We start from the raw sequence: 23317 nt of genomic DNA, 5'->3' as shown, positions 1-23317 counted from the left end.
CAGCGGTTTGCCCAACGCCTTCCCCTTGCTCATCGCGGCAAAGCGCGTCACATTAACCGGCTAACGATAAGGGACTGTTTTAAGGGAACGTGCTATGCCATTGATTTACTTTTTACCGCCGCTGGCCACGGTGCTGATCTGGTCGGGTAACATGACCATCAACCAGCTGACCGTGGGTGCGATTGCCCCTAGCAGCATCGCCTTTTTGCGCTGGCTGCTGGCGCTGCTGGTCATGACCCCCTTCGTGCTACCCGCCGCTCTGCGCCATCGCCAGGAGATACAGCGTAACTGGCCGAAGCTGGCACTACTGGGCTTGCTGGGCATGGGATTGTGGCAAGGCCTCGCCTACGTGGCGGCAGAGACCACCACCGCCACCAACATGGGCATTTTGGCCGCCATGGTGCCACTGCTAACGGTGCTGCTCAGCGCTTTGATTCTCAAGGAACCCCCCACGCTGGGCGGTGTCGTAGGCGGCGTGCTCGCCTTTATCGGCGTCACCGTGCTGCTTGGCCGCGGCAACCCGCTCTCACTGCTGCAGTTGGAGGTGGCTCAAGGCGACGCGCTGATGGTGGTCGCCGCCACCTGCTACGCGCTATACGGTGTCATGCTCAAGCGCTGGGCGATGAACCTGCCTCCTTGGGTCATGCTCTATGCGCAGGTCTGCTTTGCCGTCCTGTTTTTATTACCGCCCTACGTGATGGGCCCCATGACACCGGTGGATGGGCAAAACGTGTGGTTGATCCTTTACGCAGGCATTCCCGCCTCGGTCATCACGACGTTTTTATGGATGCGTGCGGTACGTCAAATCGGCGCCAACCAATCGAGTATCTTCATCAACCTCATGCCACTGTTTAGTGCGCTGATTGCCATGGCGCTATTGGGTGAACAGGTATCGGGATTCCACTTCATGGGTGGGCTGTTAATTCTTGCCGGGGTAATCATGGCACAAACGCTGACACGCCCGTTGGTACGTGCCGCCGCCCCTCATAAAACGCGCAGCGCGCAGCAGTGATACAATAGGCCAACTTCATTCGACGACTGGGAACCCCTGAACTATGTCCCTAGAAGAACTGCACCTTAACCTGCGTAACCTTGCCAGCGACGACTACGGCCAGTTGAAATCGCTCATGGACGCGGTGTATCACGACATTGGTGGCGCTTGGCCGAAGCACACCATCGACAAGCTGATTCAGGAGTTTCCTGAAGGTCAGATTGCCATCGAGGATGACGGCGTGCTGGTCGGTGTGGCCCTCACCGTGCAGGTGGATTACGACGAGTTCTCCAACCCGCATAAGTACGACGATCTGATCGGCCATCGTGAAATCATCCTGAACGATCAGGATGGCGATGCCATGTACGGGCTGGATGTTCTGATTCACCCGGACTACCGCGGCTACCGCCTGGGCCGCCGCCTGTACGAAGCGCGTAAAGAGCTGTGCCGCTCGCTCAATCTGCGCGCCATTTTGGCAGGCGGGCGTATTCCCGAGTATCACCAGCACGCCGCCGAGCTGACGCCTGCACAGTACATCGACAAAGTCTCTCGCAAAGAGATCTATGACCCGATTCTGTCGTTCCAGCTCGCCAACGATTTCCAGGTCAAGCGCCTGCTGCGCAAGTACCTGCCGGAAGATGAGCAGTCCCGTGGCTACGCCACGCTGTTAGAGTGGAACAACATCCTGTTCGAGCCCGCTGAAAACGTGCTGGACACTCGCCCAACGCAGGTGCGCGTGGGGGCGGTGCAGTGGCAGATGCGTGAATTCGCTTCCGTGGAAGCGGCGCTGCAGCAGATCGAGTACTTCGTCGACGCGCTGTCGGATTACCAGAGTGACTTCGCCGTCTTCCCGGAGCTGTTCACCACGCCGCTGATGGGCCTCCAAGATCGTGCTGCCCAGAAAGACCAAATGGCGGCGATTCGCTTTTTGGCGGGCTTTACCGATCGTTTCAAGAGCGAACTGTCACGCATGGCGGTCTCTTACAACATCAACATCATTGGCGGTTCGATGATCGAGGTGGGTGACGATGACCGTCTTTACAACGTGGCCTACCTGTTCCACCGGGATGGCGAGGTCGAGAAGCAGCTCAAGCTTCACATCACCCCGCAAGAGCGCCGCGACTGGGTGATCGAAGGGGGCGACAATCTGCAGGTCTTCGACACCGACGCAGGGCGCGTGGGCATCTTGATCTGTTACGACGTGGAATTCCCGGAGCTGGGCCGTCTGCTGGCCGACCAGGATATGGATATTCTCTTCGTACCGTTCTGGGTCGACACCAAAAACGGCTACCTGCGCGTGCGCCACTGTGCACAGGCCCGCGCCATCGAGAACGAGTGCTATGTGGTCATTTGTGGCAGCGTCGGCAATCTGCCTTCCATCGAGAACCTGGACATTCAGTACGCCCAATCGGCGGTGTTCACGCCGTCCGACTTCGCGTTCCCCCACGACGCGGTACTGGCTGAAACCACGCCCAACACGGAGATGATTTTCTTCTCCGACTTGGACCTCACCCGCCTCACCGTTGTACGTGCCGAAGGCTCGGTCACCAACCTGAAAGACCGCCGGAAGGATCTCTTCGATCTGCGCTGGCGCGATTGGTCGTGGAAATCTGGCAGTAAGCAGGAAGACTAAAGACAGTCGACCGACATCACTGCGCATAAAAAACGCCGCCCACCGGGCGGCGTTTTGCCATTCACAACTCGCTATTCACAACTTTCTATTCACACCTCTCCATTTACCACTTACAAATCACCACTCACCACAAAGCTACTCATCCGGCCAAACAAGGTGGCGCGGCACGCGGCCTTTGGCGTCGAACGCTACGCCCTCGGCACGCAGCTTTTCGTGCTGGCGTGCCGCGCCGCCGTGGTCAGCCAGTTTGAGAGACGCCGCAATCACACGATGCCAGGGCAACTGGTGCCCCTCGGGCAAGTGGCGCATGGCCGACCCCACCATGCGCGCCGTGGCGCCTTCGGTCATGTTGGCAATGCGCCCGTAGGTCGTCACCCGGCCCGACGGAATTTGATCGACAATGGTGTAAATCTGTTCGAGCAGTTCCGGGCGCGGCATGACAACCTCGTTTGGCTTATGGCGTTGGTTTAGAGCGCTTCGACGAGCTGATCAATGGCTTGGAAGGCTTCTTTCAGGGCAGCATCGCGGTGAGCGTCGCCCATGTTCAAACCTTCGGCAAACACCACTTCCACATCACTGATGCCCATCAGGCCCAGCATTGTTTTCAGGTGTGGCGTTTGGCTATCGAACTCGGTGCCCGCGTATTGACCGCCACGAGCAGCCAGAATAATGGCCCGCTTTCCTTCGATCAGCCCCTGCGGGCCGTTTTCAGTGTAGCGGAAGGTTTCACCGGCGCGCAGCACGCGGTCAAACCACGCTTTCAGCTGGGAGGGAATGCCTAGGTTGTACATCGGCACCGCCAGGACTAGCACGTCGTTAGCACGCAGCTCCGCCAGCAGCTCATCAGAGTGAGCGGCAAGCGCCTGCTGTTCAACGGTGCGCTCTTCAGCCGGGGTCTGCCACGCACCGAGCTCTTCGATGGCGAGGTGCGGAAGCGCGTTGGCGACCACATCGCGGTGGGTAACGGCGACGCCATCGCGTGCAGCGGCCTGCTGTTGAAAATGAGTCGCCAGCGCGTTGGACTGGCCGTTGTCACCAAGGATAGAAGAGGTCACTAACAGTGCACGAGTGGTCATGAAAATTCCTTGAAAATCAGTGGTAAGGTTAGGCGCTATTCTACGGCGCTTTTGACGAAGCAACAGCGCAACGTTTTCCGAGTTTCATTCGACAAAATCGAATCTTCTGACCTCATGAAAACGCCCCGCCCCACGCTGCACTTTGGCAACGTGAAGCGGGGCGTTAAGCACTTAACTCGCGCCTGTTACTTCTGCTTAGGCCACGCGTTGGGATCGACCTTTTTGGCCAGCTTCGGGAACTGGCTGGGGTCGAAGACCGGCTCTTTACCCGCCTTGAGCTGAGTGTCGTAATCTTTGAACAGCGCGAAGGCGATGGGCGATAGCAGCAGAATCGCCACCAGGTTGATGATTGCCATCATCCCCATGGAGAGATCCGCAAAATTCCAGATCGCCCCCAGGCTGGCCACGGACCCCACCATGATCATGCCCAGCACGGCAAAGCGGTAAATCATCACCGCCAGCGGCGCACGGCGGCCCGCCAGGTACTCGATGTTGGATTCGCCGTAGGAGTAGTTAGCAATCACCGAGGTGAAGGCAAACAGCAGGATGGCAATGGCGATAAACATGCCGCCCCAATCGCCCACGTGGCTGGACAGCGCCATCTGCGTTAGCTGAATGCCGTTATTCTCTTCACCCGCTAGCAGCTCAGGGCCCGCCATGATGATGATGGCCGCCGTCGCGGTACAGATCACTAGGGTATCCAGAAAAACGCCCAGCATTTGAATGAAGCCCTGGGCAGCCGGGTGGTCCGGGCGGGTGCTAGCGGTCGCTGCCGCGTTAGGCGCAGAGCCCATGCCCGCTTCGTTAGAGAACAAGCCGCGCTGAATACCGTTCATGATCGCTTGGGAAATGGCATAGCCCATCGCACCGCCGGCCGCCTGCTCGATACCAAAAGCGCTCTGCACGATCGTCATGATGGCAGCGGGTAGGTCGCTGATATTGAGCGCCACGACGACCAGCGCCAAGATCAGGTACAGCAGCGCCATCAGCGGCACCACTAACTCAGCAACTTTCGCAATCGACTTCAGGCCACCGAAGATGATCGGCGCGACGATGGCCATCAAGACTAACCCCATGGCCCAGGTGGGAATGGCAAATGCCTGCTCCATGGCCTGGGCGATGGAGTTGGCCTGTACGCTGTTGAACGCCAGCCCAAACGCAATAATCAGGCAGATCGAAAACAGCACCGCTAGCCAGCGCAGTCCCAAGCCGCGTTCGATGTAGCGCGCCGGGCCACCGCGGAAGGTGTTATCGCCATGGTCAGTTTTGTACGCCTGGGCCAGCGTGGATTCTACAAAGCTGGTGGCCATACCCACCATGGCGGTCATCCACATCCAGAAAATCGCGCCCGGGCCACCGAAGTAGATGGCGACGGCCACCCCGGCCAAGTTGCCCGTGCCGACGCGGGCGGCAAGGCTGGTCGAAAGCGCCTGAAACGACGAGATACCGCCGTTGGATTCCCGAGAGCTGCGCAGCAACTTGAACATATGGCCGAAGTAGCGAATCTGGATGGCGCGGGTCATGACCGTGAAATAGAGGCCAGCGCCAATAAGCAGATAAATCAGCACGCTGCCCCACAACAGCCCGTTGCCGCGATCCACCATCGCGGTCAACAGGGGAGGAAGAGTAAAGTCCATAGGAAACACGCCTTTTTGAAACAATGAAGGCGCATCATTCTTCACGGTTGCACCAAAATGGCAAGAAAATTGGCAAATTTCCTGCCCAGCAGTCGTAACCTCTGCTGGATGCCTCAAGCTCACGAAGAAGACTTAACGAGACGCTGCCAGCCACTCCCACACGTCTGCCGCCTCATCGCTGACGTGGCGCTTGCTGGGCCGCACCAGCCAAAAACGCTCATCGCTGGGTACGCCCATATCGAAGGGGGCCACCAAATCATCACGCTGCTCCAACAGTCGACGGTGCGTGAGCGCCACCCCGCCGCCCTGGCTGGCGAGCGCTAGCGTCATCACCTGATTATCGCACGTTAGCGATAGACACTCAGACTCCAAGTGGGTCATACCCGCCGCCTGCAGCCAACCCGGCCACCCAACGCCAAAGCCCACCGCATGCAATAGCGTGTGTCCTGCTAAATCGGCGGGTTCGTTCAGCGAGCGGGCCAGCGCGGGGGAGCACACGGGCAACAAATGCTCGTCGCCCAAGGGCAGCATCTCCAGCCCGCTCCACTCTCCCCGACCGTAGCGGATCTCGATGTCGGCCCCTTCGGGCCCAAAGTCGTCGGGCCAAATCGCGCTGACCAAGCGCAGCAAAATCGTTGGTTTCTCTCGATGCAGGGCCACGAGCCTTGGCGCGAGCCAAGATTGTTGGATCACCGGCGTGGCACGTAGCGTCACCGGCCGTTCGCTGGTCACACCGAACACCTCCGAGGTCCCTTCACTGATGCGTGAAAACGCATCGTGAATGCTGGGCAGCCACGCTTGACCTGCCGGGGTCAACGAAAGGCTGCGCGCGTGGCGAACGAACAGCTTTTGCCCCAGGCGATCCTCCAGCAGCCGAATGCGCTGGCTGATGGCGGCCTGGGTCACGCCCAGCTCGTTACCCGCCGCCGTAAAACTCAGGGTGCGGGCGGCCGACTCAAATGCTTGTAGCCATAACAGCGGGGGGAGTGAACTCATGAAAAAGCAACCTATAAGTTAAACAGGGTCTTTGGGGCCAGATTCATCGTTTGTCACTGCGCAAGGGACTCCGCATCCTAACAAGCAAATCGAGCAATACGTCACCTACCTACAGCGAGGCCCCTATGACCAGCGTACTAGCCGCCCCGGAAAAGCGTTCAGCTCCTCTAATGAGCGAACTCGCGCCTTATGACCATGGCCCGGCACTCAACGATGCCACGCTTACCGACAGCAGCCTTGCGCTGACCTGGGAAGACGGTACGCGAACGACGCTGCCTCTGCTATGGTTTCGCGACCACTGCGCCTGCGCCGAGTGTCGCCACCCGCAAACCCGCGAACGCCTCTACCTACCGCTAGACGATATCGAACAAGCACCCAGCGTTACCTTGGCCGATGGTCACCTCTACTTGCAGTGGCAGGATGGTCATGTGAGTGCCTTTCATAGCGGCTGGCTGTACCAGCGCCGCCCTGAGGCAACACGCTTTTCTGCACTGCCCGACCCGCAGCCGTGGCGCGACGACTTCTTCCCAGAGCGCGTTCGCCACGCCGACTTTCTGACCCCAGAAGGCGAGACAACCTGGCTGACCGCCCTGCTACGCGACGGCTTGGCGCTAGTCACCGACGCACCGCTGGTGGAAGAGGAAGTCAGCCGCCTTGCCGAGCGGATTGGCCCGCAGCGCGCTACCAACTTTGGCGGGCGATTTAATGTTCGCTCCAAGCCCAACCCCAACAACGCGGCCTATACCGCTGTCGGTCTACCGCTGCATATCGACTTGCCCAACTGGCAGCAGCCGCCGGATATTCAACTGCTCTACTGCCTGCAAAACGACGCCAGCGGTGGCGAGTCGCTGTTTGCTGACGGTGCCCGAGTGATCAATGCCCTACGCGAACAGGACCCGGAAGCGCTGGCTATTCTCAGCGAAACGCCCATCGATTTTCGCTTCCAGGACGACACACACGATATCGCCATCAAAGCCCCAGTGATCACCCTCGATAGCCAAGGCGAGCTGGTGGAGATACGTCTCAATAACTGGATACGCGACACCCTCCACCTGCCCGTTGAAAAAATGGCGGACTGGTACCGCGCCTATAAAGTGCTGTGGCAGCTCTTCCACAGCGACGTTCACCAGCTGGAGTTCACCCTAACACCGGGCCAGATGGTGGCGTTCGATAATCGTCGCGTGCTTCACGGCCGCCGGGAGTTCGATCCCAATAGCGGTGCTCGCCATCTTCAGGGCACCTATCTAGACCGCGATATGCTGGCTTCGCGCCTGCGTGTTCTCGCTCGTACCACCGCGTAATCACAATAACCTAAGCAAGGAGATCCCCTTACATGACGCGTTTAACCCGTCCACTCGTTTCTACGATTGCCCTAAGCTTGGCAGGCGTTACCACCCAAGCCGCCCTTGCCGACGACGCCACGCTCGATTTCGGCGTCCCGGCTTGGCCCGGTATTACGGTAAAAACCGAAATTGCCGAGCAGCTCCTTAACCCGTTGGGCTATGACACTCAAACCCACGAAATCGGCCTGCAGGTGATCTACCAAGGCATGGAGAGTGGCGACGTCGACGCCTTTTTAGGCGCTTGGCTACCCGCACAAAAAGAGATGTTCGAACCGCGCAAAGCCTCTGGCGTGCTCACCGATGTCGCCAACAACGTCGATGGCGCTCAGATGACGCTGGCCGTACCGGCGTACCTGCATGAACGCGGCATTCAAAGCTTCGCGGATTTAGATGAACACCGTGATGAGTTTAACGGCCAAATTCATGGCTTTGGCGCAGGTTCGGCGGCGAGTGAGATTCTCCATAACGCGATGGATAACGACACTTGGGGACTGGGCGACTGGAGCTTAGTGGATACCAGCGAAGTGGGCATGCTCTCCGCCGCTCAAGATGCGATTTCCAGAGAAGAGGCCATTGTGTGGGTCGGTTGGACGCCCCACTGGATGAACCTTGAGCTGCCCATGCGCTACCTGGAAGACCCGGAAAACCTGTTCGGTGAGAACAACGGCGAAAGCGACGTACGAACCCTACTGCGCAGCGACTACGCCGATGCCCACCCGGCACTGGTCACGTTCTTTGAACAGTTTAGCTTTACCGCAGACGAGCAGAGCTGGATGATCCAAGCCTTTGGCCAAGAGGAACGTGACCTTGCCGAGGTGGCCCAGCAGTGGATCCACGACCACCCCGAGCGCGTGGAAGCCATGCTGGCCGATGTGACGACCACCGAGGGTGACACTGCTTGGCCGGTCATTGAAGCGCGCCTACCGTAACGCCTTCGTTCACCCCGCCGCCGCAGTGGCGTATGCTATCGCTCTTTTGCCAAACAGGCGGTGGGGATGGAATGTCACGGACGTTGCTAAAAGGGCTAGGCTTACTGATCACGCTGGTGATACTAGGCGTGATGTGGCGCTACCTGCAGCAGCAAGGGCTGCTGACTCAGACGCATCTCGAAGAACTCACCAACACCATTAGCCAGTGGCAACGAGCCCCTTGGATGTTTGCCGCCGTTATGGCCGTGTACACCAGCTCGCTGTTAGTGATGTTCCCGTTGAGCTTGCTGGTCGTGTTGACCGGCTTGTTGTTTGGCCCAGTGTGGGGCTTGGCCTACGCCACTTTGGGTACGCTGAGTTCCTCGGTGGTCTCTTACTGGGTGGGACACTGGCTGGGGCGAGATGCCCTAATGCGCTACGGCGGCCGCCACCTGCGCGGGCTTTCCGGCTACCTCTCCAAGCGCGGCATCCGCACCATGACGGTCATTAACCTGCTGCCACTGGCTCCCTTCACGCTCACCAACATGCTGGCCGGGGCGTTTCATCTCAATTTCCGCGACTACATGATCGGCTCGACGCTTGGCATCGTGCCGGGGCTGGCGGCGGTCATTCTGCTCGGCAGCCAGTTAGGCGCGCTGTTCACCGCCGCCTCCAAGCAGGAGTTGGCACTGGCCGTAGCCGGTTTGGTCGCGGGCATCGGCTTGCTTTGGCTACTCAAGCGCGTGGCGACTGCCCGTACGGCCAACAAACGACACGACGCCTAACGTCTCAGTCAGCCACGTTGCTTGGCCTCGCCCTCTTGTGAAGGATGCTCTGAAGAGTCGTGCTTCGCTAGCACCTCGGCATAAAAATGCGCGACGGCACCGGCAAACTTGGCAATATCGTAGTCAGCGGAGAAGGTTTTTGCTTGGCTGCCTAGGGTATCGCGTAGTGCCTCATCCTCGGCCAATTCCACCACACGCTGCCCCCACTTCTGGCGGTTCTGCGGCGTTTTAAAACCGTTGTAGCCATCGCGCACCACGTCATCGATACCGCTTGAGCGTACGGCGACCACCGGAAGCCCAGCGGCCATGGCCTCTAAAATCACCATGCCTTGCGTTTCAGAGGTAGAGGCAAACACAAACACATCCCCCACGTGATAATAGAGCGCCATCTCTTCCGGTGGCACGGCACCGACCAAGGTCACCTGCGCGTCTAAACCCAGCGTGTCGATCTGTGTTTGAATCGCCTGACGATCCGGACCGTCGCCTACCAACAGCAAGCGCAGCGCTGTGTTCCTCTGGCGTTTTAGCTCCGCCAGCGCTTCCAGCATAAAGCCGATGTTCTTCTCTTTGCTGATGCGGGAGACACTCACCAGCACCGTATCGTTGGCCGCGATATCCAACTGCTGACGAAGCGACGCCACGTCATCCTCATCGGCATCGGCAAAGCGCGCGGCATCGATACCTGTGGGCTGCACCAGCGTCGGCGTCTTGACCCCGATCATGCGCAGATACTCCTCCGCCGAATAGGTCGGCACGATGACACCCTGGCAGCGGTTGGAGAAGCGCTTGATCAGGTAGTGAGATATCAGGTTGCGAAATAGCGCCCCCGGCAGCGGTACGAAGTGGGCATAGTGCTCCAAGCGAGTATGGTAGGTATAGATGACCGGCACTTTCAGCCTGCGCCCCATCCACAGGCCCATCGACCCCAGCCAGAACGGATGATGCACGTGAATCACATCGGGTTTGAACGCACGCAGGCAGCGGCGAAAACGGGCGCTAAACGGATTGGTCAAGCGAAACTCACGCTTCTCCCCAAACGCCATGAGCGTTGGCACGCGCACAATGGTGTCATCATCCTGCCATGGCTCTCGGTAGCGCGGCACCAGGAGCTGAACACGGTGGTTAAGGTCGCCCAGCCCCTGACGCAGCCGCTCCACCGATACCGAGACACCGGATACGAAAGGAAAGTAGTTGTTCGAGACCATCGCCACCCGCAGGCTTTTTTCCAGGTAGGGCGTGGGGTCGATGTCGAAATCGGGGTAGTAGTCGCGCTCTTCGAAAATCAGCCGATACAGGCGCATGGCCAGCAGTGTCAGCAGCCCAACGATCAGCAAGAACCGTGGATAGCTGACGTAGAAGAAGGCATAAATCGTCGAGCCCACGCTGCTCAGCATACGCCACCAGCCGGGGCGGTCGACGTTCAAACGAACGGGCGAGATGCCCACGCTGCCGCCCGCGACTTCCACCACCACGTAGTGATGGAAGCTCTCATCGGCATCCAGCAGCAGGCCACCTGCGCCCCCCGTGGTGACGTAGTTTACCCCGTTGACGGTTTGCTGGGCATAGAGCGAAAGATTGGCGGAGAACACCGTATCGACCCCATGGCGCTCGGCCAATCGCATGATGCCTTCGGCAAGCCGAGGGTCGTTGAGGTAGTTGTCCTCTTCAAACAGCGGGGCATCCTGGATGACGTTATGCAGCGGCAAGCCGACGAACACGAACCGATGGGCCGCGTCAGAGGCGGCCAGCTCGCGCTCCAACCAATCTAGCTGCCAGGAGGTCGACGATTTGCCGGTGCCGTCTAGAAAGATGAAGTGGCTATTGCCCGCCACGAACGCGTAGAAGTGTGGGCCGAAGTAGTCGTAAAACAGGTAGCTGCCGAAGTCGCTGTCTTCGTTATCGCCATAGGTCAGCAGGTAAGGCATATCCAGCAGCTCTAGGCTGTGGGTGATCGCCTGATAGCTCTCCTGCTGCCCCCCGCTCACCGCATTGCCCGCCGACACCATGAAGTCGATGTCTCCCTGGTTCAGCAGCGGGATGATTTCGTCTTGAAAGACGTTCACCGAGTTATTGATGTTGCCCACCACCGCAAAGCGGTAGGCATCCCGCCCCGCCAACTGGTCGCGTATTTCGGCGACTTCGCGCGTGTGCAGCGACTCGAATTCGGGTTCGGCGACGTAGAGCCACACCTGATGAATGATCAACCCCGCCACTAGCGCAAGGTTCAATACGAAAAACAGCCTCAACCACCGCTGGCGGGAGAGGCGAAAAAGACGTCGAGGCATGTCGGGGCGCTTATCTCAAAAAAGTCATTCAATGGACTGCCGCTAGGGCGCAGTACAGCCGTTCAATGTGGCCAGTAAGCGGCGCGAACCACCCTGTTCACGGTGCTCACCTAACCACACCCCTTGCCACGTGCCAAGCGCTAAGCGGCCATCGCGGACCGCGAGGCTAAGCTGAGTGCCCAGCAGGCTAGAAGCCACGTGGGCGGGCATGTCATCGGGACCTTCCAAGGTGTGGCGAAAATAGCTCAGCTCTTCTGGTACCAACCGGCGAATGAAGGCATCTAGATCATGGCGAACGTCTGGGTCGGTGTTCTCATTGAGGGTCAGCGAGGCGGAGGTGTGCATGAGCTGCAAATGCAGCAGCCCCTGATGGCACTCTGCCAAACAGGGCAGCGCTCTGGCGATCTCGTCGGTTATCAGATGAAAGCCGCGGGGCATTTCCGGTAAGTGGATCTCCTGTTGATGCCACATAATCACTCCTTTGTTATATGCATTGTCAGAGGATACGGTAACAGACATACCATAGCCTATTTCATTTACCTGCCGCATCGGGCCACCGTGAGAGACATAGCGTCCAGTGGCCCACCCTGATAGGTTTAACGTTTATTGTTCACCGTAAGGAGCAAGATGATGACACCCGCATCGCGGCCAAGGAACCTGGCCACGCTGGCAGCCATCGCCGCTACCGGCACTCTCTTGATGGGCTGCACTGGCATTCCCGAGGGCACCGAACCGGTGACCGGATTCGAGCTAGAGCGCTATCTAGGCGAGTGGTATGAAATCGCTCGCCTGGACCACTCCTTTGAAGAGGGGCTGGACTGCGTCACCGCCACCTACAGCCTGCGCGACGATGGCGGAGTGAAGGTAATCAACCGGGGCTACAACCTGGAAGAGCAAGCCTGGGACGAAGCCGAGGGGCGCGCCTACTTCATCGATGACGAGAGCGTGGGGCGGCTGAAGGTCAGCTTCTTTGGCCCGTTTTACGGTGGCTACAACGTCCTCGAACTGGATGACGACTACCAGTGGGCCCTGGTGGCAGGCCCTAACCGCGACTACCTATGGATTCTGGCCCGTACGCCAACCTTAGAGCCCGACGTGGCGCAGCGACTACGCCAGCGCGCCGCCGAGTTGGACTTTCCCACCGACGAGCTGATCGATGTGGTGCAGGATCAAACCTGCCCTGGCCGCTGATCGATTAGCTCTTCGGCAAGGCGGGCACCCGGCCCGCCATTTCACGCTGTAAGAAGTCGATGAACGCGCTGATGCGCGCCGGTACGTGACGGCGGTGCTCGAAGACGGCGTAAAAGTCAGCGCGCACGCCCTGCCATTCGGGCAGCAGCGTGTGCAGCGCGCCGCTGGCGAGATGCTCGTTCACATCCCACCAGGAGCGCAGCATCACTCCGTGGCCATCCAGCGCTAGGCGGGTCATGACTTCGCCGTCGTTACTGGCCAACGGCCCGCTGACCTTTACCGCCTGACGCTGCGACGAATGCCGGTGCTCGAAGCGCCAAAGCGGAAAGTCGCTATCGTTCTCGCGCACCACCAAACAACTGTGCTGAGCAAGATCGCTCGGTGCGTTCAAAGGCGGCATCCTGGCCATGTATTCCGGCGAGGCGCACAGCACGCGTCGGTTGGGCAGAATGCGCTTGGCGACCAGACGCGAATCCGGCGGTTCACCAATGCGAATGCCCACGTCAAAACCGTGATCGCTCAAGTTGAGCGGAAAGTTGGTCAGCTCCAGCCAGCTCTCCACGGCGGGGTGCTCGATGCAAAACCGCGACAGCAGCGGCGCGATATGCCGTCTGCCAAAGCCAAAGGTCGCGTTGATCCGCAGTCGACCGGCCAGCGCTTGGTTGGCCGTCTCACCCAGCGCACTCTCCAACGCCTGCAGCTCTTCCAAAATGAGACCGCCTTGGGAAAGGTAGCGCTCCCCTTCCGCAGTCAGCGTCAGGCGGCGAGTGGTACGCGCCGCAAGCGTCACGCCAAGCCGGGCTTCTAGCTGCTTTAAGCGCTTGCTGACAGCCGAGAGTGACAGCCCCAACTCACGGGCCGTGGCGGTCAAGCTCCCTGCCCGAGCAAGCTGCTGAAAAAAGGCGAGGTCATCCAGCATCATGGGATTCTTCACTTTAAGGCAACAATAGCTTGCATAGTAGCCTGATTATCTCGTCGCCAACAGGCGCTACACTTCTACCAAGCAAATACACCCTGCCTTTCTCGCGACATCTAACAACACAAGGAGCTCCCCATGGCCCATCGTATTGCAGTCATCGCTGGCGACGGTATCGGTACCGAAGTGATGCCCGAAGGCATCCGCGCGCTGGAAGCCGCCGCCAAACGCTTCGACATTGACCTGGCATTCACCACGTTCGAGTTCGGTAGCTGCGACTACTACCTGGAACACGGCCAAATGTTGCCCGACGACTGGTTCGAGCAGCTCAAAGACTTTGATGCACTGTTTTACGGAGCCGTGGGCTGGCCAGAAAAAGTGCCGGACCATATTTCACTGTGGGGTTCGCTGCTGCAGTTCCGTCGTCAATTCGACCAGTACATCAACCTGCGCCCCTGCCGATTGATGCCCGGCATTAAAAGCCCGCTGGCGGGACGCAAGCCCGGCGACATCGACTTTTACGTAGTGCGTGAAAACACCGAGGGCGAGTACTCCAGTATCGGCGGCAAGATGTATGAAGGCACCGAGCGTGAAATCGTCATTCAGGAAACGGTGATGAGCCGTACCGGCGTTGACCGCGTGCTGAAATACGCCTTCGATTTAGCGCAAACCCGCCCGCGTAAAAAGCTTACCTCGGCCACGAAGTCCAACGGTATCTCCATCACCATGCCCTACTGGGATGAGCGCGTAGCCGAAATGGCCAAGCAGTACCCCGAGGTGGCGGTAGATAAGTTCCACATTGATATCTTGACCGCCAACTTTGTGCTGCACCCCGACTGGTTCGACGTGGTGGTGGGCAGCAACCTGTTTGGCGATATTCTTTCCGACTTAGGCCCGGCCTGCACCGGCACCATCGGCATTGCACCCTCCGCCAACATCAACCCGGAAGGCAAGTTCCCCAGTCTATTCGAGCCGGTACACGGCAGCGCGCCGGATATCGCCGGGAAAGGCATCGCCAACCCCATTGGCCAAATCTGGTCTGGGGCAATGATGCTGGAACACCTGGGCTATAAAGAAGCGGGCGATGCCATGGTCGATGCCATTGAAGCGGTGCTGAGCGAAGGCGATAGCCAAGTGCTCACCCGCGATGTAGGCGGCAAGGGCACCACGGAAAGCTTGGGCAAAGCCATTGCCGAGCGGATTGGCGGCTAATCTCCCCTACAAAAACAACGCCTCACAACGAGCAACGCCTCGCTGCATTAACAGCGAGGCGTTGCTCGTTTTCGGTTAGCATTTTTAGCTAACGATTAACTCGCCAGCTTAGCGGCAATCTCAGCCACGTGTTTACCCTGGAAGCGGGCGATTTTCAGCTCGCGATCATCCGGCTGGCGGGAGCCATCGCCACCGGCCAGCGTCGCGGCACCGTAGGGCGTGCCGCCGCTTACTTTCGAAATATCGAACTGCTCTTCGATGCCGTAGCCAATCGGCACGATAACCATGCCGTGGTGGGCCAGCGTGGTCCAGGTGGACGTAATGGTCATCTCATCGCCACCGCCGGTACCAGTCGAGGTGAACACGCTCGCCACCTTGCCACGCAGCGCGCCGTTGGCCCACAGGCCGCCGGTTTGGTCGAGGAAGGTACGCATCTGACCGGCCATGTTGCCAAAGCGAGTCGGCGTGCCGAAGATGATGGCATCGTAGTCCGCCAGCTCTTGGGGCGTGGCTTCCGGCGTCGTGAAATCCTGCTTGCCGCCCGCGTTTTTGAACGCGTCTTCCGGCATGGTCTCAGGCACGCGTTTAACCGTGACGTCGACACCTTCAACCCCTTTCGCGCCTTCAGCGACAGCGGCGGCCAGCGTGTCGATGTGACCATACATGGAATAATACAGCACCAGTACCTTCGTCATTACTCACTCCTTTGCATCTGCATTCAAGCATCAGACAGGTTGCCCGTAGCGGGCGGCTAAAACTCATTCAAACATAGCCTAATCAAGCGTAGAGAAAAGCGAATGTTTTCGATGCCCCGCTTCGATTTCATCGATGCGCCGACCTTGCGCTTTTGCCACTTCGGCACTAATTTTTCTTGTATCGTTTTTACGGTATGTTTCATTCACGTATAACGCCAAGGAGTCCGGCATGACGATTTTCGAAGCCCTGCGCAAAGACCACGACATTCAGCGAGACCTGCTGGCCCGCCTGGTAGAGACCCATGGCGATAGCGAAGAGCGCGACACGCTCTATCAACAGGTGCGTGCCGAGCTGAAATATCACGCTAACGCCGAAGAGCGCGCGCTGTACATCCCTATGATGGACATCGACCTCACCCAAGAGAAAGCGCGCCACAGCGTGGCCGAGCACCACGAGATCGACGAACTGATCGAACTGTTGGACGACACCGACTACAGCGCCAGCCACTGGCTTACCCATGCCAAACAGCTTCAGCATCTGGTCACGCACCATCTCGATGAAGAAGAGCAAGAAGTCTTTCAGTTGGCAGGTCGTGGCCTGCAAGAGAACCAAAAGTCCTCGCTGGCCAAAGAGTACCAAGAGGAAATGCAGCGACAGCGAGCAGGCTAAACGTCTCTCGTGCGTGACACACTCATACGCACCGGTGAACAAAGCGCTTGTGGCCACGGGCCATGAGCGCTTTTTTGTACCGGCCACTTTCATCATCCCACCGGCCATTTTCACGCGAACGACGCCTCCCCTTGTGAACAGCCGCGAGCGTGGTTAAAGGTAGGAGCAATAAAAAAGCGAATGCCCATGCTCAAGGACACTTTCATGCTAGGCCAATGGCTCGACTGGACCCTCGACGAGGAACGCCCCACCCCGCGCATCGGCCGCTTCCCAAGCGGCACGTATCATCTTCACGGGCCAGGGATTCTGGAGCTCACCCCTAACATTCTTCGCCCCGGCGCCCGTGCCTGCGTTTTCTCTGCAGCCATTCATGGCAATGAAACCGCCCCGGTAGAACTGATCGGCGACTGGCTGAGTGCCCTGGAAGCCAGCACACTGCAGCTAGGCGCACCGGTGCTGGTGATCTTGGGCAATATTCCGGCGCTAAAAGCACAAAAACGCTTCATCACCACCAATCTCAACCGGCTGTTCAAACGCGACCTCGACGACAAGGGCAGCGAACCCGATCGAGCGCGGGCGTTGATGGAAGCCGTGGATGCGTTCTTTGCCCGCCATCATGCGCTGCCGAAGCTGCACTACGACCTGCACACGGCCATTCGTGGCAGCTTGTACACCCGTTTCGTGGTAGAGCCTTATGCGCTCTCGACCACCGATGCAGAGCAGTGGCAGTGGCTGGCCGCTGCTGACATGCAGGCGGTGCTTCACCAGCATCAGCACAGTTGGACCTTTTCCCACTACAGCAAGCATTACCACCACGCTCAAGCGTTTACCTTCGAGCTTGGCCGCGTCGCCCCGTTCGGTGCCAATGACATGGCGGCGCTGGCGCCAATGTTGCGTCTGCTGAGCGCGCTCAGCGCGGGTTACGAACCGCCGAAACAGCCCGCAGACAGCCTGGTCTTTTTCAAAGTGCAGCACGAGCTGATGCGCCAAGCGGAGGACTTTACCCTCTGCTTCGACGACGACGTGCCCAATTTCAGCCGCTTCGAACCCGGTACCTGCTTAGCCAAAGATGCGACGGCAGGCGACTTCGTGGTAGAAGAGACGCCGCTGCACGTCGTGTTTCCCAATGCCCAGGTCGACATCGGCGCACGCGCTGCCTTGCTGGTGGTGCCAAGTCATGCCATCACGTGACCGTCATACCACCCGTACAACCGATTAGCGTCACAAAGTCGCTTTCATAACAACAACGTAAGGGGCCGTCAGGACGCACGGCAACGTACCAAGACCAATGTCGCCCTGATAAAGTACGCGCATTTGGCACAGTCCTGATAGAATCGCCCCTTTTTTCGCGCCAGCCGCACCGAAAGCACATTGATTCATCCGTTGCTGCTGCGGCAACCCTGTACTGGAGCCTAAGTTATGGCCGCTACGCCTACTCCCCTTGAAGTGCGCAATATCAAAAAGCGCTTTGGCGATACAGAAGTCCTCAAAGGCCTCTCTCTGGAAGCCCAAAAAGGTGACGTCATCACCCTCATTGGTGCCTCAGGGTCAGGCAAAAGCACCTTCTTGCGCTGCATGAACCTGTTGGAACAGCCCGACGATGGCGAGCTGTACGTTCACGGCGAGCAAATCCGCTTCAAGACCACCAAGCATGGCCGCGAACCCGCCGACTGGAAACAGGTGGTACAGATGCGCGCCAAGCTCTCGATGGTGTTCCAGAGTTTCAATCTATGGGCGCACATGACGCTGCTGGAGAACATCATCGAAGCGCCGATTCACGTGCTCGGCAAGCCGAAAAAAGAGGCCATCGAGCACGCCCATGCGCTGCTAGACCGCGTAGGACTGAGCGCTCGCGCCAACGCCTATCCGGCACAAATGTCCGGTGGCCAGCAGCAGCGCGGTGCCATTGCCCGAGCACTCGCCATGGACCCAGAGGTGATGCTGTTCGACGAGCCGACCTCGGCGCTGGACCCCGAACTGGTGGGCGATGTCCTCAAGGTCATGCGTGACCTGGCCGATGAGGGACGCACCATGGTCGTGGTCACTCACGAGATGAGCTTTGCCCGTGACGTTTCCAGTAAAGTGATTTACTTGCACCAAGGCTTGGTAGAAGAGCAAGGGGCACCCGACGATGTGCTCGGTAACCCGCAGTCACCGCGCCTGAAGCAGTTCCTGGCTCCCAAATACTGATCCGCGAGGCACGCACACCATGCTCGATTTGCAAGGTTACGGCCCCCGCCTGATCGAAGGGGCGGGCGTCACTGTTCAATTGGCCGTTCTATCGCTGATCCTGGCGATCGTCCTGGGCCTTCTCACCGCTAGCGCCAAGATGTCGCGTAACTGGCTATTACGCCGCACGGCGACCGTCTACACCACGGTCATCCGTGGCGTACCGGATTTGGTCCTGATGATGCTGCTGTTCTTCGGCGGCCAGATCGGTGTCAACGCCATCAGCGACCTGCTGTACTATAACTATGAGATCGATATTTATATCAATTTCAACGCCTTTGCCGCTGGCGTGCTCACCATTGGCTTCATTTTCGGTGCCTACATGGGCGAAACCTTTCGGGGAGCGTTCATGGCGGTGGACAACGGCCAAATCGAAGCCGGTAAAGCCTACGGCATGAGCAGTGGCTTGGTCTTTCGGCGCATTCGCTTTCCCCAAATGATGCGCCACGCCCTACCCGGCCTCTCCAACAACTGGATGGTCCTGCTCAAAACCACCGCGCTGGTCTCGGTGATCGGCCTGACCGATATGGTCCGCGTCGCCGCCGAAGCCTCCCGCGCGACCCACGAGCCTTTCGTGTTCCTGATTCCCGTCGCGCTGGCTTATCTCCTGATCGCCAGCGTGTCCGAGTGGATCTTTGCACGGCTACAAAAACGTTACGACATCGGCTTTGGGGGGCAGTGACATGCTAGATATCTCTGCATGGTTCAATGAGCTGCTGGCAGACAACCTGATTTTTACGCCCACCACGCTGGGCTACTATTGGGAAGGTTTGGTGACTACCACGCAGCTAGTGTTTCTCTCGCTGGTGGCAGGTTTGATTCTGGCGGTGCCGCTGGCCATCATGCGCAGCTCCAAGCGCAAGTGGATCAGCCTGCCGGTCTATCTCTATACCTACGTGTTCCGCGGCACGCCGCTGCTGATCCAGCTCTATATCATCTACTACGGCGTGGTGTTCATCGACGGTATTCAGGAGACCTTCCTGTGGGCCGTGTTGAAAGAGGCCTTCTACCCCGCCCTGATCGCCTTTACGCTGAATACGGCGGCCTACACCACCGAGATCTTCCGCGGGGCAATCAAAGCCACCTCGCAAGGTGAAATCGAGGCTGCACGCGCCTACGGCATGTCGCAACGCCTAATGATGCGGCGGATCATTCTGCCCAGCGCGTTCCGCCGTGCACTGCCCGCATACGGCAACGAAGTGATCTTCATGCTACACGCCAGCGCCATTGCCAGCGTGGTGACGCTGATGGACCTGACCGGCGCGGCACGCTTTGTGTATGCCCGTTTTTATGCGCCCTTCGATGCCTTCCTGTTCGTCGCGGCGATCTACCTCTGCTTGACCTTCGCAATTTTGTACTTCTTCCGGTTCTTGGAGAAAAGACTGCTGGCCCATCTGCGGCCGCTAAATAGCTAGCCCTAACAAATCCAACACGCGCCAGCGTAAAACAAACGTTGGTTTATATGCAGGCTCCCCCTTTTCGCCAACCTCAACCTGGGGTACGTTAAAGGGGATCACCTTGGGTGAACCTGCTTCTTTTGGAGTTTAAAAATGAAAAAACTACTGACTGTTTCTCTGCTGGGCTTGGCCGTTGCGGCGGCATCTTCTGTGCAAGCGCGCGACTACGATAACGTGCGTATTGGCGTTGACGTTCCCTACGAGCCCATGGAGTACCGCACCGCTGAAGGCGAGCTGACCGGTTTCGATATCGACCTGGGCAACGCTCTTTGCGAGCGCATCGGCATTACCTGCGAGTGGGTCGAGCAAGAGTGGGACGGCATCATTCCGGGCCTGATGTCGCGTAATTACGATGCGATCATGTCCTCCATGACCATCAACGACGAACGCCGCCAGCAGGTGCTGTTCTCCGACCCCTACATCACTATGCCGTCTGCCTGGTTTGCACCCAGCAGCCTCGACATCAGCGAAGCCAACGAAGAGACCCTGGCGGGCAAAACCATCGGCGTTCAGCGTGGCACCCTGCAGGATAACTACGTCACCGATAACTTCAGCAGCGTCGCTGACATCAGCCGCTACTCCACCGCCGACGACATGGTGCTGGACATGGAAGCACAGCGTCTGGATATCGTCTTTCTCGACTTCCCGATCGGCCAGTCCACGCTGCTAGAGAGCGAAGAAGCTGAGTACGTGGTCGTAGGTGAGCGCATCAGCGAACCGAAAGAGTACTTCGGCGACGGTTTCGGTATCGCCTTCCGTCAGCGTGACGAAGCGCTGGCCGAACAGTTCAATGAAGCCCTTGCTGAGCTTCAGGAAGACGGCACTTACGATGAAATCTACGCCCGTTACTTCGGCGAAGAGTAAGCGCTAGCTGCTTAAGTGTGCCTCCCCGCCAGGGGAGGCATGCAAGCGAGACGCCATCATGCCCTCACGCCGCCTCTTATCCCCCGCGCTGCATGCGCTCCGCCCAGGTACCCGTGGCACCATTGCCCGTTTTTACCTGAGCGAATGGTTCGACGAATAGCCTTCCCCTTTGGCACGCCCGTGCCAACGCGCGCCTGCGTGTACGTTGCCATGCGTAAACGACGCACGGCACTCCCGCGCTTAGCGCACCCCTTGCCATAGCTGCCTTACGTACGCGGCACTTGGCATTCAGTAACACCATCATCGCTACTAACAATCGCTTCAGGAGACTGACTATGCGTTATGCAACGCTGTCCGTGGCCGCTATTCTTGCGGCAGGTGTTTCACTCTCATTGGTATCCACTGCCGCACTGGCGCGGGACTACGACGAGATCCGTCTGGGGGTCGATGTTCCCTACGAGCCGTTTATGTACCGCGAGGCTGACGGCACGCTCACCGGTTTTGAAATCGAGCTAGGCAACGCCGCCTGCGCCTACCTGGAGGTCAGCTGCACCTGGGTAGAGCAGGACTGGGACGGCATCATTCCCGGCCTGCTGGCACGCAACTACGACGCCATCATGTCCTCCATGGCAATCACCGACGAGCGCGCCCAGCGGGTGCTGTTCTCCGAGGCGTACTACACCACGCCCAGCGCCTGGATCACCACCCGCGATAAAGAGATCAATATCGAAGACCGTGCCAGCCTGGAAGGCTTGACCGTTGGCGTGCAGCGGGCGACGTTGCAGGACAACTACGTCACTCAGCTTTATGGCGATGTCTTGGAGATCCGTCGCTATACCGGCGCGGACGATGTGGTCACTGACCTGATGGGGGGCCGCCTGGACCTCACCTTTATGGACTACCCCATCGCCGAAGCCACCATCGACATCGACACCCCGGAAAGCGATTTCCAGCGCATCAGCGACTTCATCAAGCAGCCCGAAGAGATCTTTGGTCAAGGCGTGGGCATGGCATTTCGTCCCCGTGATGAAGCGCTCGCCGAACGCTTTAACGAGGCTCTGCGTGCGCTCAAAGAGAACGGCACTTATGATGAGATCATGAACCGTTACTTCAACTACGATGTACGCTTATAAGCGATCTGTTTAAATAGTGTAACGATACCAACACCAGCGCCGACCCCAGGTCGGCGCTTATCGTTTGCCCATTACTCTCCTGGGAAACCCATGCTGACACTTGTAAAAAACGCCCAGCTCTTTGCCCCTGAACCTCGCGGGTTGTGCCACCTGCTGATCGCCGACCAGCGCATTGCGGCGGTACTGGATACCAGCGAGGCGTACCAGCTTGGTACGCTCATTCAGACCATCGACCTGGAGGGCCGACGCGTGATTCCCGGCCTGGTCGACCCACTGGTGCACTACATCGGTGGCGGCGGTGAAGGCGGCTTTGGCAACCGCACCGCCGAACTCAGCCTGGAAGACGCCTGCGCTTCGGGTGTGACCACGCTGATTGGCGCGCTGGGCACCGATGCGCTCACCCGCACCCCCGCCAACCTGATTGGCAAAGCGCGGGAGCTGGCGGCAGGCGGTCTGAGCACTTACGCCTACACCGGCTCTTATCAGCTGCCGCCCGTCACGCTAACCGGCTCGGTGGCCAGCGACATTCTGTATATTCCTGAATTCATCGGCGTGGGCGAAGTGGCAATCAGCGACCATCGCGGCTCCCAGCCCACCACCCAAGAGCTGACACGGTTGGCGTCTGACGCCCGCACCGCCGGGCTGCTCGCGGGCAAATCGGGCATCGTGTTCATTCACACCGGCGACGCCGACTCCCACTTGGAGCCGCTGCGCCAAGTCGCCAAAAACAGCGCCATTCCGCTGGCACAGTTCTACCCCACTCACATCAACCGCACTGCCGCGCTGTTCGAAGATGGCCTGCGCTTTGCCCGTGAAGGCGGGCGCATCGACTTCACCACCAGCACCACGCCGGAGCTGCTGGCCGGTGGCGAAGTACCCGCTTCTGAAGCAGTGGCGCGGGCGCTAAAAGCACGGATCGAACCGAGCCAACTCAGCCTCTCCTCCGATGCCAACGCCTCGCTGCCGGAATTTGATGATCAACACCGGTTTATTGGCTTGAAACCCGGTAAACTCAGCAGCCTATTCGAGGTGCTAGGCGAGTGCGTCAACGACCACCAGATCAGCATGGAGCACGCGCTGCGCTGTGCGTCCACCACTGCGGCCGATGCCCTGAAGCTACCCCAAAAAGGCCGCCTTCAGCCCGGCGCGGATGCGGATTTCATCGTGCTAAGCGAACAAGGCTGGGCCATTGATCATGTTTGGGCGCTGGGTAAACCGATTTTCAGCGCCAGCTAATCCCCCATCCCCTCAGCGAACTTGCTCAGCCAAACCGGGTCTTTACTATCACTGAACCAC

Annotated in this window: 23 protein-coding genes; 15 read left to right on the top strand and 8 right to left on the bottom strand. The window is 58.9% G+C overall.

What is annotated here, in order from left to right; genetic code table 11:
• Window positions 1-94: 94 nt before the first annotated feature.
• Together NH398_RS09385 and NH398_RS09380 are read left to right on the top strand one after the other, a co-directional pair.
• Window positions 95-1012 (top strand): DMT family transporter, encoded by a 918-nt coding sequence (locus tag NH398_RS09385; RefSeq protein WP_159342771.1) that lies wholly within the window; start codon window positions 95-97, stop codon window positions 1010-1012.
• 43 nt (window positions 1013-1055) lie between these two features.
• On the top strand, window positions 1056-2624 hold the full coding sequence (locus NH398_RS09380) for a bifunctional GNAT family N-acetyltransferase/carbon-nitrogen hydrolase family protein (RefSeq protein WP_159342772.1): 1569 nt from the start codon (window positions 1056-1058) through the stop codon (window positions 2622-2624).
• A gap of 135 nt (window positions 2625-2759) precedes the next feature.
• Here the strand turns inward: NH398_RS09380 and NH398_RS09375 are convergent, their stop codons facing one another.
• The 4 genes from NH398_RS09375 to NH398_RS09360 form a co-directional block, all read right to left on the bottom strand.
• The gene (locus NH398_RS09375) at window positions 2760-3062 is read right to left on the bottom strand and encodes an MGMT family protein (RefSeq protein WP_159342773.1); all 303 of its coding nucleotides are present in this window, start codon (window positions 3060-3062) and stop codon (window positions 2760-2762) included.
• A gap of 29 nt (window positions 3063-3091) precedes the next feature.
• Window positions 3092-3700, bottom strand: coding sequence for an NAD(P)H-dependent oxidoreductase (locus NH398_RS09370; protein ID WP_253018091.1), 609 nt, complete (start codon window positions 3698-3700; stop codon window positions 3092-3094).
• A 185-nt stretch (window positions 3701-3885) separates the two neighbouring features.
• On the bottom strand, window positions 3886-5337 hold the full coding sequence (locus tag NH398_RS09365) for an alanine/glycine:cation symporter family protein (RefSeq protein ID WP_253018089.1): 1452 nt from the start codon (window positions 5335-5337) through the stop codon (window positions 3886-3888).
• Window positions 5338-5469: 132 nt separating this feature from the next.
• Window positions 5470-6333: a LysR substrate-binding domain-containing protein gene (locus tag NH398_RS09360; protein ID WP_253018087.1), complete on the bottom strand. Its 864-nt coding sequence runs from the start codon at window positions 6331-6333 to the stop codon at window positions 5470-5472.
• A gap of 125 nt (window positions 6334-6458) precedes the next feature.
• On the opposite strand from NH398_RS09360, the gene NH398_RS09355 reads away from it, so the two are divergent.
• The 3 genes from NH398_RS09355 (at window position 6459) to NH398_RS09345 (ending at window position 9369) form a co-directional block, all read left to right on the top strand.
• Window positions 6459-7634, top strand: coding sequence for a TauD/TfdA family dioxygenase (locus NH398_RS09355; protein WP_253018085.1), 1176 nt, complete (start codon window positions 6459-6461; stop codon window positions 7632-7634).
• 32 nt (window positions 7635-7666) lie between these two features.
• Complete coding sequence (locus NH398_RS09350) at window positions 7667-8605, top strand: ABC transporter substrate-binding protein (RefSeq protein ID WP_253018083.1); 939 nt, start codon at window positions 7667-7669, stop codon at window positions 8603-8605.
• 71 nt (window positions 8606-8676) lie between these two features.
• On the top strand, window positions 8677-9369 hold the full coding sequence (locus NH398_RS09345; protein ID WP_159342778.1) for a TVP38/TMEM64 family protein: 693 nt from the start codon (window positions 8677-8679) through the stop codon (window positions 9367-9369).
• Between the two features lie 8 nt (window positions 9370-9377).
• Here NH398_RS09345 and NH398_RS09340 read toward each other — a convergent pair whose 3' ends face one another.
• Both NH398_RS09340 and NH398_RS09335 read right to left on the bottom strand, forming a co-directional pair.
• Window positions 9378-11654 (bottom strand): glycosyltransferase, encoded by a 2277-nt coding sequence (locus tag NH398_RS09340; protein WP_253018081.1) that lies wholly within the window; start codon window positions 11652-11654, stop codon window positions 9378-9380.
• Window positions 11655-11696: 42 nt separating this feature from the next.
• A complete protein-coding gene (locus NH398_RS09335) occupies window positions 11697-12125 on the bottom strand; it encodes a secondary thiamine-phosphate synthase enzyme YjbQ (protein WP_159342780.1) in 429 nt (142 codons plus the stop codon).
• Between the two features lie 228 nt (window positions 12126-12353).
• On the opposite strand from NH398_RS09335, the gene NH398_RS09330 reads away from it, so the two are divergent.
• Complete coding sequence (locus tag NH398_RS09330; protein WP_253018163.1) at window positions 12354-12845, top strand: lipocalin family protein; 492 nt, start codon at window positions 12354-12356, stop codon at window positions 12843-12845.
• 4 nt (window positions 12846-12849) lie between these two features.
• Here NH398_RS09330 and NH398_RS09325 read toward each other — a convergent pair whose 3' ends face one another.
• A complete protein-coding gene (locus tag NH398_RS09325) occupies window positions 12850-13767 on the bottom strand; it encodes a LysR family transcriptional regulator (RefSeq protein WP_253018079.1) in 918 nt (305 codons plus the stop codon).
• A 132-nt stretch (window positions 13768-13899) separates the two neighbouring features.
• Here NH398_RS09325 and NH398_RS09320 point away from each other — a divergent pair, with 132 nt between their 5' ends.
• Complete coding sequence (locus NH398_RS09320; RefSeq protein WP_159342782.1) at window positions 13900-14973, top strand: tartrate dehydrogenase; 1074 nt, start codon at window positions 13900-13902, stop codon at window positions 14971-14973.
• Window positions 14974-15068: 95 nt separating this feature from the next.
• On the opposite strand, the gene wrbA is transcribed toward NH398_RS09320, so the two are convergent.
• Complete coding sequence (wrbA, locus tag NH398_RS09315) at window positions 15069-15668, bottom strand: NAD(P)H:quinone oxidoreductase (protein ID WP_253018077.1); 600 nt, start codon at window positions 15666-15668, stop codon at window positions 15069-15071.
• Window positions 15669-15897: 229 nt separating this feature from the next.
• On the opposite strand from wrbA, the gene NH398_RS09310 reads away from it, so the two are divergent.
• From NH398_RS09310 to iadA, 8 genes are all read left to right on the top strand, one after another.
• Entirely contained in the window at window positions 15898-16338 is a 441-nt protein-coding gene (locus tag NH398_RS09310) for a hemerythrin domain-containing protein (protein WP_159342784.1), read from the top strand.
• A 204-nt stretch (window positions 16339-16542) separates the two neighbouring features.
• On the top strand, window positions 16543-17529 hold the full coding sequence (locus NH398_RS09305; protein WP_253018075.1) for a succinylglutamate desuccinylase: 987 nt from the start codon (window positions 16543-16545) through the stop codon (window positions 17527-17529).
• A 228-nt stretch (window positions 17530-17757) separates the two neighbouring features.
• Complete coding sequence (locus NH398_RS09300) at window positions 17758-18528, top strand: ATP-binding cassette domain-containing protein (RefSeq protein ID WP_089676064.1); 771 nt, start codon at window positions 17758-17760, stop codon at window positions 18526-18528.
• Window positions 18529-18547: 19 nt separating this feature from the next.
• Window positions 18548-19249: an ABC transporter permease gene (locus NH398_RS09295; protein WP_253018065.1), complete on the top strand. Its 702-nt coding sequence runs from the start codon at window positions 18548-18550 to the stop codon at window positions 19247-19249.
• Window position 19250: 1 nt separating this feature from the next.
• Entirely contained in the window at window positions 19251-19982 is a 732-nt protein-coding gene (locus NH398_RS09290) for an ABC transporter permease (protein ID WP_253018063.1), read from the top strand.
• Between the two features lie 135 nt (window positions 19983-20117).
• On the top strand, window positions 20118-20888 hold the full coding sequence (locus tag NH398_RS09285) for a transporter substrate-binding domain-containing protein (protein WP_253018061.1): 771 nt from the start codon (window positions 20118-20120) through the stop codon (window positions 20886-20888).
• Between the two features lie 335 nt (window positions 20889-21223).
• Window positions 21224-22021, top strand: coding sequence for a transporter substrate-binding domain-containing protein (locus NH398_RS09280; RefSeq protein WP_253018060.1), 798 nt, complete (start codon window positions 21224-21226; stop codon window positions 22019-22021).
• Between the two features lie 90 nt (window positions 22022-22111).
• Complete coding sequence (gene iadA / locus NH398_RS09275; protein ID WP_253018059.1) at window positions 22112-23257, top strand: beta-aspartyl-peptidase; 1146 nt, start codon at window positions 22112-22114, stop codon at window positions 23255-23257.
• The last annotated feature ends 60 nt before the right edge of the window (window positions 23258-23317 follow it).

This window comes from Halomonas sp. CnH100-B, from assembly GCF_024124605.1.
Lineage (GTDB): Bacteria > Pseudomonadota > Gammaproteobacteria > Pseudomonadales > Halomonadaceae > Vreelandella.
This window is presented reverse-complemented; position numbering and strand designations above follow the sequence as displayed.